Annotated in this window: 8 protein-coding genes and 1 pseudogene; 6 read left to right on the top strand and 3 right to left on the bottom strand. The window is 66.0% G+C overall.

The window, feature by feature from the left end:
- Nucleotides 1–367: pseudogene (locus tag K8V11_RS09980) on the top strand (hypothetical protein); the annotation flags it as partial.
- A gap of 38 nt (nt 368–405) precedes the next feature.
- Nucleotides 406–1,314 (top strand): hypothetical protein, encoded by a 909-nt coding sequence (locus K8V11_RS09975; RefSeq protein WP_303913492.1) that lies wholly within the window; start codon nt 406–408, stop codon nt 1,312–1,314.
- A 12-nt stretch (nt 1,315–1,326) separates the two neighbouring features.
- Here K8V11_RS09975 and K8V11_RS09970 read toward each other — a convergent pair whose 3' ends face one another.
- Nucleotides 1,327–1,896 (bottom strand): TetR/AcrR family transcriptional regulator, encoded by a 570-nt coding sequence (locus K8V11_RS09970; protein ID WP_303913489.1) that lies wholly within the window; start codon nt 1,894–1,896, stop codon nt 1,327–1,329.
- 306 nt (nt 1,897–2,202) lie between these two features.
- Between K8V11_RS09970 and K8V11_RS09965 the strand changes: the two genes are divergently transcribed.
- The 3 genes from K8V11_RS09965 (at nt 2,203) to K8V11_RS09955 (ending at nt 5,005) form a co-directional block, all read left to right on the top strand.
- Nucleotides 2,203–3,459: a flavin reductase family protein gene (locus K8V11_RS09965; RefSeq protein ID WP_303913486.1), complete on the top strand. Its 1,257-nt coding sequence runs from the start codon at nt 2,203–2,205 to the stop codon at nt 3,457–3,459.
- Between the two features lie 27 nt (nt 3,460–3,486).
- The gene (locus K8V11_RS09960) at nt 3,487–4,680 is read left to right on the top strand and encodes an acyl-CoA desaturase (protein WP_303913484.1); all 1,194 of its coding nucleotides are present in this window, start codon (nt 3,487–3,489) and stop codon (nt 4,678–4,680) included.
- 82 nt (nt 4,681–4,762) lie between these two features.
- Complete coding sequence (locus K8V11_RS09955) at nt 4,763–5,005, top strand: hypothetical protein (RefSeq protein ID WP_303913480.1); 243 nt, start codon at nt 4,763–4,765, stop codon at nt 5,003–5,005.
- 8 nt (nt 5,006–5,013) lie between these two features.
- On the opposite strand, the gene K8V11_RS09950 is transcribed toward K8V11_RS09955, so the two are convergent.
- Entirely contained in the window at nt 5,014–6,492 is a 1,479-nt protein-coding gene (locus K8V11_RS09950) for a SulP family inorganic anion transporter (RefSeq protein ID WP_303913496.1), read from the bottom strand.
- Between the two features lie 618 nt (nt 6,493–7,110).
- Between K8V11_RS09950 and K8V11_RS09945 the strand changes: the two genes are divergently transcribed.
- Nucleotides 7,111–7,680 (top strand): hypothetical protein, encoded by a 570-nt coding sequence (locus K8V11_RS09945; RefSeq protein ID WP_303913476.1) that lies wholly within the window; start codon nt 7,111–7,113, stop codon nt 7,678–7,680.
- Between the two features lie 97 nt (nt 7,681–7,777).
- Here the strand turns inward: K8V11_RS09945 and K8V11_RS09940 are convergent.
- Nucleotides 7,778–8,624 (bottom strand): ATP-binding cassette domain-containing protein (locus K8V11_RS09940; RefSeq protein WP_303913473.1); only part of this gene is annotated, 847 nt, incomplete at its 5' end.

The following is an 8,624-nucleotide window of genomic DNA, read 5'->3' as shown; positions in this document are numbered from 1 at the left end:
GTACGTCGGGTTCACGGTGATGTTCGGTCCCGCCATCGTGCGCGCCATGGACGCGAAGTTCCTGCGCAGATACGGCGGAGGCAAAGGCAGTGGCGCGGAAACGGCACGTCCGACGTCATCCAGCGGGTCTCCCGCCAAGAAGGAGGCGCGGCGCGACTGGCTCAAAGCATGTGCCGCCTGCGGGATCGCCGGTGTACTTATCGTGATCGCGATGGCGATCGTCGGCCTGGCGGGCTCGTTCTGGCTGATCTACTGGCTGGTAGTTCTGGCGTCGATCGTCGTCGCGTGGCCGTTCATCACGCGCTATCTCGAACGCCGGCAGGCGCGCGATCCTAAGCGGCGCCGTGAGGAATTCGCGCCCGAATAGTCCCCGAACAGTGGGGGCAGTGACTTAGCGTGGGTGCCATGCGAAAGATTGCCGCGCTCACCAGCTCGCTTCTCGTTTCCGTCGCCGTTCTCGCCGGCTGCGGCTCCGAGTCCGATCCCGAAGCAGGCGACGGCGCCCCGTCGATGACGACGGAACAGCTCACCCCTACGAGCACGGCGAGTGAGGAGAACTCTTTCAAGGACGTCGATCCGGCGACTTTCGCCAACCGAAGCTCGCACGTGTTCTCGTTCGAGACGGCTGCGGGTGGCGAAGGCATGTGCGTGTTCACCAAAGAGGTAGCGACGTGCACCGGCAAGGCCGCCGAGGACGTGCCAGACGTCGAGGTTCCGCCCTTCCCCGCGTCGCGCCCGGGCGCTGCGACCGTGTCCGCCGACGGCATTCGGTACACGATGGTCGAGGGAGTACCGCCCGCCAAAGCGGCACTCGCAACTCAAGAGCGCGTGAAGTTCGGCGAGGTGACCTGTGAGATGAGCGAGGATTCAGACCTGACGTGCAGCGTCGGCGAGAATGCGCTCCACGTCTCGGGCGCGAACCCGGACCTGGCAACAACCGGCACGGTGATCGTCACCGCGCCGAAGGCGACACAAAGCACTTCGAAATCCACGTCGGCGTCGTCTCCGGCGACGACGACCAACCTCGACGGCGACTATTCAGAGAACGATGAGCCCGTCGCACCCGGGACCATGTGCGGCGCAGCCTCTGGGAACACGTTGGTGAAGGTCGAGTCGGGGGCAGTGTCGTGCCTCGAGGCACAGTCGATCATCGACGAGTACACAGCAGGCCGGCACGAATCGGGCGGAGGAAACTCGTTGGCAATGATGGTTCAAGGTTGGTCGTGCTCCTCCCCGACCGCGGGCCGCGCACGCGAAACGGGTGCAAGCATTATCTGCGACGGCCCTGGCGGCGAACACATCACTGCGCCTTAACCAGAGAAAGATTCACCAGAGGATCGCCGAGAGCCGGTGGCGGCACTCCATATCAGCGTCGCTGTCGCCGCGCGCAGCCGCGAGCGCGGTACGGATGAGGTCGTATACGACGATGTCGGCCAGCGCGTCGACATCGTCCGCGCTGCGCCCCTCGAGTTCCGGCATCCGCGAGAGCGTGATCGCAATGCGGCGGTGCGCGTCCGAGACCGCGCCTGCGACCACCGGATACGCAGGGTGATCGAAATCGAGAAGCCCGCGCATGAGCGCCGGCCACTCGTGAGGATCGGACCGGCCGGCGGCGACGATGACGTCGGGCCAGGTCTCGAGGATGGGATCCTCGGCGATCATTTCCGCGACCGTGCGCGCGAGGGTGGCCGCGGTGCCCTCGGCGACGACGATCGCCAGGTCCTCGATCGACTCGAAATGCCGATAGAACCCCGTCGGCACGACACCGGCGGCGCGCGCAGTCTCGCGGACAGCGAGGGCGTGGTAGCCGGTCGTGGCCACTTTTTCCCTCGCCGCCGCGATAATCAGTGAACGAGTGTGCTGCTTTTTCTCGGCACGCGTCTTCCCATCGGCCATGTTCCCTAGATTACAACACCCGACGTTCCTGCACGAACGCCGCCAAAAAGTGACTCTCAACACAAAATCGGCACTTTTTCACCGCTCAGGTATTGCGGTTTGAGAGTACAGCCGTACACTCAATATTGTCCGGCCCTAAGGGGAACTGTTAAACACCGGTTCCCCTCCCCGCACGGCAGCGCTCGCAGTTCGATCCCGACACCGAAGCAGCGCCGCGGGAGCACCCGGACCGGAGAAAACTTTCACACCAGATCGACACTCGCACCAGCGAAGATACCGATCGCGACATCCTTCCCTGGAGGAACGATGACCACCGCACACACCCGACCGACCACCACACGTTCGCCGCTCGACCGGCTCATCGACGGCGTCACGTCACTCCTGCTCACCCCGCACCCGTCCTCCACCTACAGCCGTTCGCTCGGCCTGGGCGGCCGGGTCTCGAAAGGCGAGGCCGTCGTCGTCAGCGCCACGCGCCCGACCGAAGACTGGCTGATCCTCACCCTTCGCCCCTCGCAGGGCTACCGGCGGCCGCCGGCCGGTGGGGCCGTGTCGATCGGCGTCGTCATCGACGGCGTCGTCCACACCCGCTACTACTCGCCGATCGACCCGGTTGCCGCGTCCCCGCGCATCCCGGGCGCACAGACCCCGAACGCCTATCCATCCGGCCCGATCGGAGGCACCAGCGCGGGCCGGCCGCTCACGCTCGTGATCCGCCGCCACGCCGACGGCTTCGTCTCCGACCATCTGTGGCGCACCGCCGAGCCCGGCCAATCGTTCCTCCTCGACGACGAATCCCAGGGCGACCCCGAGGCCGCGCTGCCCGATCGCCGCCCGCATTCGGTGCTGCTGGTCTCCGGCGGCAGCGGGCTCACCCCGATGCTCGCGATCGCCTCGACCCTCGCCGCCGAGAATCACACCGGGCGCGTCGCGTGGCTGCACTACACGCGGTCCACCTCCGATATCCCGGTGCCCGGCAAACTACGCGAGATCGCCGCGAGCTCGGGCATCGATCTCCGGATTGTGACCACAGGAACCGACGCACCCGGATCCCCCGCGGGCGACGTACCTCCGACGTCAGACATGGACAAAGCTGTGGGCGCGGCCGGGCCGGACCATCACGGTTTGCGCGGGCACATTCTGGCAGGGCACATTGACGCCGTGGCGCCGTGGTTCGCCGAGGCGGAGGTGTTCTGCTGCGGCCCCGACGCGCTCGCGGACGGGCTCGCCGAGATTCTCGGGCCCGAGCGATCGGAGTGGGTTCGGCGCGAACGGTTCAAGACGACTGTCGCGGACATTCCGGACACCGACGGCGGCACCGTCACGTTCGCGCGCAGTGGCCGCGATGCCGAAATCTGCGGCACCACGATCCTCGAAGGCGCCGAATCCGCCGGTCTCTCCCCGACCTTTGGTTGCCGCATGGGCATCTGCTTTCAATGCGCCGCGACTCGCCTGAGCGGCGCCACCCGCGACCTTCGCACCGGCGAAGTCGACAACACTCCCGACCGCCAAGTCCAGGTCTGCGTCTCCGCGCCCGTGGGCGACGTCGAGATCGACCTCTAAACCACCTGTCCAAGGAGGAAGACACTCATGTTCACTATTTCGCTCCCCAAGCTTCCCAATCCCTTCGCGAAGAAGGCCGCCACGCCCGAACCCGAGCCGGTGTACCTGTCCGCCGAGGCGGTCGACGAGATTGGCCGCGAACTCGACGAGCTGCGCAACCGGATCACCGCCGACCTCGGCGATAAGGACCGCGAATACATCCTCGGGATCATCCGCCTGCAGCGACGTCTCGAGCTCGCCGGGCGCGGGCTGATGTTCGCCGGCTTCCTGCCGCCCGCGTGGATCGCGGGCGTCACCGCGCTGAGTGCCTCGAAGATCCTCGACAACATGGAAATCGGGCACAACGTGATGCACGGCCAGTACGACTGGATGCAGGATCCGATGGTGCACTCGTCCACGTTCGAATGGGACAACACCTGCCCCAGCGATCAGTGGCGCCACTCGCACAATTTCATGCACCACACGTACACGAACATCCTCGATATGGACCGCGACATCGGTTACGGACTGCTGCGCATGGAGCACGAGCAGGCGTGGAACCCGCTGCGGCTGGGCAACCCCGCCTACGCGTTCGTGCTGATGTGCACGTTCCAGTGGGGCGTGATGCTGCACGACCTCGAATACGACCGCGTGCTCAAGGGCGAGCGCTCGTGGGCGGAGGTGAAGCCACTGCTGAGGGGCTGGTGGCACAAGGCCGGCCGTCAGGTCGCCAAGGACTACCTGTTGCATCCGGCGCTCACCGGGCCGCTGTTCCCGCTGACCCTCGCCGGCAACGCCACCGCAAATCTCGCCCGCAACATCTGGTCGTTCTCTGTGATCTTCTGCGGCCACTTCCCCGATGGCGCACAGGTTTTCAGTCCCGAGGATTGCGAGAACGAGACGCAGGGCGAGTGGTACGTGCGCCAGATGCTCGGCTCGGCCAACTTCTCCGGTGGCCGCATTATGCACATCGCCGGCGGACACCTCGGTTACCAGATCGAGCACCACCTTTTCCCCGACCTGCCGTCGAGTCGCTACCCGGAGATCGCCGACGAGGTTCGCGCGATCTGCGAGAAGAACGGACTGCCGTACAACTCGGGCCCGCTGTGGAAGCAGGTCGCCAACGTGTGGGGCAAGATGTTCCGGCTCGCGCTGCCGCTACCTCCTCGACCGACCGACGCACCGGCGGTGCACATCGAACGCCGCCGCGCGAAGGCCAAGGCCGAAACGGTCGCCGCCTAACGCTCGGGCTGCCGCCAACCCGGCACCGACTACCCAACCGCCGGCCCTTCTGGGCCGGCGGTTTCGGCGTTAAGATAGCTCCATGAGCGACTTCGAACGGCGTAAAGACCAGGTGCAAGAGGCCATCTCGTCGACGGCCGGTCTCGTCGGGCGGCTCACCGTGATCGCCACCGACGCCGTCGGCTCGGCAGCGCGCGAAGTCGGCGACTGGATCTCCGACGGTATCGAGATGCGCGAGGCCGCCAAACTCTCCCGCGAGGACGAGCGGCAGGACGTGCAAGCGGATGAGCAGCCGCACACCGACGACACCGAAGGCGGCGCGTAGCGCCCGGTTCAGCCGCCGAGGTTTCCGGACAGTCTGCGCAGGCGGTCCGCGCTCGCGCCGTCGAGGCCGATGATCTCGACGGTCGTCCCCTTCGCCGCATACTTCTGGGTTATCGCGTCGAAGGTCGCGACGGTCGAGGCATCCCAGATATCGGCGTGCGTGAGGTCGATGACGACACGGCCGGGGTCATTCGCATAGTCGAATTGGTACACGAGGTCGTTGCTCGACGCCCAGAACAGTTCCCCTCGGACCGTGTACGTGCGCGTCCCGTCGTCCGAGTCGATCGCGTCGACCGACGTCATATGTGCCACGCGCCGTGCAAAGAGAACCATGGCGGCCACGACGCCGAGGACGACACCGATCGCGAGGTTGCTCGTCGCCACGGTAGCCGCGACGGTGATGAGCATGACGAGCGTTTCGCTCCACGGCATGAGCCGCAGCGTGCGCGGGTGGATCGAATGCCAATCGAACGTGCCCACGCAGACCATCACCATCACCGCGACGAGCGCCGCCATGGGGATCATTCCCACCGCGTCGCCGAGAACCACGACGAGAATGAGGAGAAAGACGCCCGCCAAGAAGGTGGAGAGTCGTGTGCGGGCGCCGGATTGCTTGACGTTGATCATCGTCTGGCCGATCATCGCGCAGCCGCCCATGCCACCGAAGAACCCGGTGACGATGTTCGCGGCCCCCTGGCCCCACGCCTCCCTGGTTTTGTCGCTGCGCACTTCGGTGATGTCGTCGACGAGTTTCGCGGTCATGAGCGACTCCATGAGACCGACCAGTGCCATGGCCAGCGCGTACGGCGCGATCGTCGTGAAGGTTTCTATCGAAATGGGCACATTGGGGATAAGCAGCGAAGGCAGCGAATCGGGCAGCTCGCCCTGGCCGCCGACGTTCGGGACGTTGAGCCCCGCGGCGATCACCACCACCGTGAGCACGACGATCGCGACGAGCGGCGCGGGCACGACCGACGTCCAGCGCGGCAGGAAAACGAGAATCGCGAGCCCCGCCACAACGAGCGGGTACACGAGCCACGGCACACCGACGAGGTGCGGGACCTGCGCGATGAATATGAGGATGGCCAGCGCGTTGACGAACCCGATCATGACGCTTCGCGGGATGAACCGCATGAGCTTCGCGACACCTAGCACAGAGAGCAAGATCTGGATGACGCCGGCGAGCAGAACCGTCGCCACGAGATAGTCCATCCCGTACTCCTTCGCCACCGGAGCGACGACGAGTGCGACAGCACCGGTGGCGGCAGAGATCATGGCGGGCCGCCCACCGGTGAATGCGATCGTCACGGCCATGGTGAACGACGCGAAAAGCCCGACCCGCGGATCCACTCCGGCGAGAATCGAGAAGGAAATCGCCTCCGGGATCAGCGCGAGGGCCACCACCAGTCCGCCCAGCACCTCGGTGCGCAAGCGGGCAGGAGAGGAAAAGGCGAAACGAAACGAGGGGATGACGCCGGTCGGCGCGATCGGCTCCCGCCCCGCCGGTTTCGGATCCGTGCTGGCACTCGTGGCCACAGTGCACTCCCTTCTGCGAAGGATCACAGTTTAACGAGGTGAGATGGAGGCTTGAGCGGGTGGACACCACGAAGAGGTACGGTTCCGGGCGATTTCAGGGCACTTTGTGGCTTTAACGTGGTGTGTGGGCGATGAAGCAATAGCGGGTAGCGCCCCCATAAGCTCCGACTCGTCGCAGATAGTCGGTGTGTGCCAATACGACTTTCGATTCGAGGCGGCGAAATCGTCGTCTTCACCCGCGACGACGCCAAAAACCGCGGGTATTCACGTCGCGCGAGCGAAAAGTTCCTTGCCTCCGGACAGTGGCGAAGGCTCCGCCGAGGGGCGTACGCGACAGTTCCCCGTGGGCGGCTCTTTCGAGAGGAAGAGCATCTTGTGCAGCTCGCGGGCGCACTTCTTCTAGCGGGCAATGGATGGCACGCCAGTTCCTGGTCCGCGCTGGTAGCGCACGGGATCCCTGTACACGCACATCCGCTGGGACGCACACACCTCACACGCAACGCGGAGGCGTATTCGCACAGGGCGGGCCCTTCCGCTGTCAGAATCGAACGACCATTGCACGGCGAGGGAATGTGGTCACCGACGGTATCGCGGCTGGGGATTCCAACGGTCGGAGTAACGGGCGCGCTGTGCGAATTCGCGCGGGTGGCGCAATTTGGCTCCGCCGTGGCAGCAGCCGACAACGCGCTCCATCGAGGATTGGTGCGGCCCGAGGAATTTCGACGGTCCGCCAGGCTAGTGTCTGGTCGCGGCGCGAACCGTCTTCGCGATGTCGCCGAGTTCGCCGACGGACGCGTTGAGAGCCCCGGAGAAAGTCGGCTACGAGTTCTTGTGCGTGAAATGGGGTTACGCGGCACCCCACAGTTGTCGATTCATGATGGCGATGGCCCCGAGATCTATCGCGCCGACCTGTTCGTGGAAGTTCCCGGATCGCGCGGACTAATTCTCGAATACGACGGGCGGCAGAAGTTTTCGAACCTTCGCGAGTCATCGCAGTGGACAGAGTTCGAACGCCAAGCGTCGCGGGATCGTGGTCTCGCGGCGCGCGGATATCGCGTTATGCACGTGACGGCCAAGGACCTGGCCGATCCAGCGTTACTCAAGAGCGAAATCCGAACGCGATTGCAGTCGCCCATCTAGTAAACACCACGTAGTTGCCACATTTGATGGCGTTCGATGCGCGATTCTTACCGGTACGTGGTGTTTGCGGGGCGGGGAGCGGCGCCCCCGAGCCCCGCTACCCGTCGACAGCGACCTCCCGCTCGATCCCGACGTGCCCGGCGAACCCGTCGTCGTGCGTGACCAAGAGCAGCGCGCCTTTCCACTCGGCAAGCGCACCGGCGAGCTGCTCCACTCCCGAAATATCGAGGTTGTTCGTGGGCTCGTCGAGCACCAGCAGCTGCGGCATCGGCCGCGCGAACAGCGCCGCCGCCAGAAACGCGCGCAGCCGCTCCCCGCCGGACAGCTCGCCGAGCCGCTTCGCCCCCGAATCCCCCGTGAACAGGAACCGCGCGGCGTGCGCGTGCGGCGAAGAGGGCTCCGCGTCCGGCCTCCGCGACGCGATGAGCTCCACCACGGTCACATCCCGCTCCGCCGCCGGCACCGGCAGATCCTGCGCGAGGTACGCAAAAGGCACCGCGATCGCAGCATCCCCGCCGACCAGCGAACGCAACAACGTCGTCTTCCCGCTCCCGTTCGCGCCGGTCAGGCGCACGCGCTCCGGGCCGAGCAGCCGCACCGCATCCGAAACCACCACCTCCCGCGACCGCGGCAGCTCGGGATCCGGCAGCGAAATCCGCAACAGCCGCGCCCGGCGCACAGCGTCGTTTGCCTCGCGCGCAGCCTCCGCCGCACCCGAAACCTTCTCCGCATGCCGGTCGGTGAGTTTGCCCGCCGCCTTCTCCGCCGCATCGGCTCGCATCCCCGAAATGATCTTCGGCACCCGCTTCTCGCGCTCGGCCTTCTTCGCGATCCGCGCACGCGTCGCGTTCATCTGCTGCGCCTGGTCGCGCTGCCGCCGCGCCGCGCGCAGATCCTCGCGCGCACTCGTCGCCGCCTGCGCCGCCGCGGCCTGCTCGCCCTCG

It is taken from the genome of Dietzia timorensis (genome assembly GCF_020742175.1).
In the GTDB taxonomy this organism is placed as follows: Bacteria; Actinomycetota; Actinomycetes; order Mycobacteriales; family Mycobacteriaceae; genus Dietzia; species Dietzia timorensis_A.
This window is presented reverse-complemented; position numbering and strand designations above follow the sequence as displayed.

Coding starts and splice junctions, on each gene's coding strand:
- K8V11_RS09955 (WP_303913480.1), top strand. CDS start 4,763: ATGAGCGACTTCGAACGGCGTAAAGACCAGGTGCAAGAGGCCATCTCG.
- K8V11_RS09975 (WP_303913492.1), top strand. CDS start 406: ATGCGAAAGATTGCCGCGCTCACCAGCTCGCTTCTCGTTTCCGTCGCC.
- K8V11_RS09945 (WP_303913476.1), top strand. CDS start 7,111: ATGTGGTCACCGACGGTATCGCGGCTGGGGATTCCAACGGTCGGAGTA.
- K8V11_RS09960 (WP_303913484.1), top strand. CDS start 3,487: ATGTTCACTATTTCGCTCCCCAAGCTTCCCAATCCCTTCGCGAAGAAG.
- K8V11_RS09970 (WP_303913489.1), bottom strand. CDS start 1,896: ATGGCCGATGGGAAGACGCGTGCCGAGAAAAAGCAGCACACTCGTTCA.
- K8V11_RS09965 (WP_303913486.1), top strand. CDS start 2,203: ATGACCACCGCACACACCCGACCGACCACCACACGTTCGCCGCTCGAC.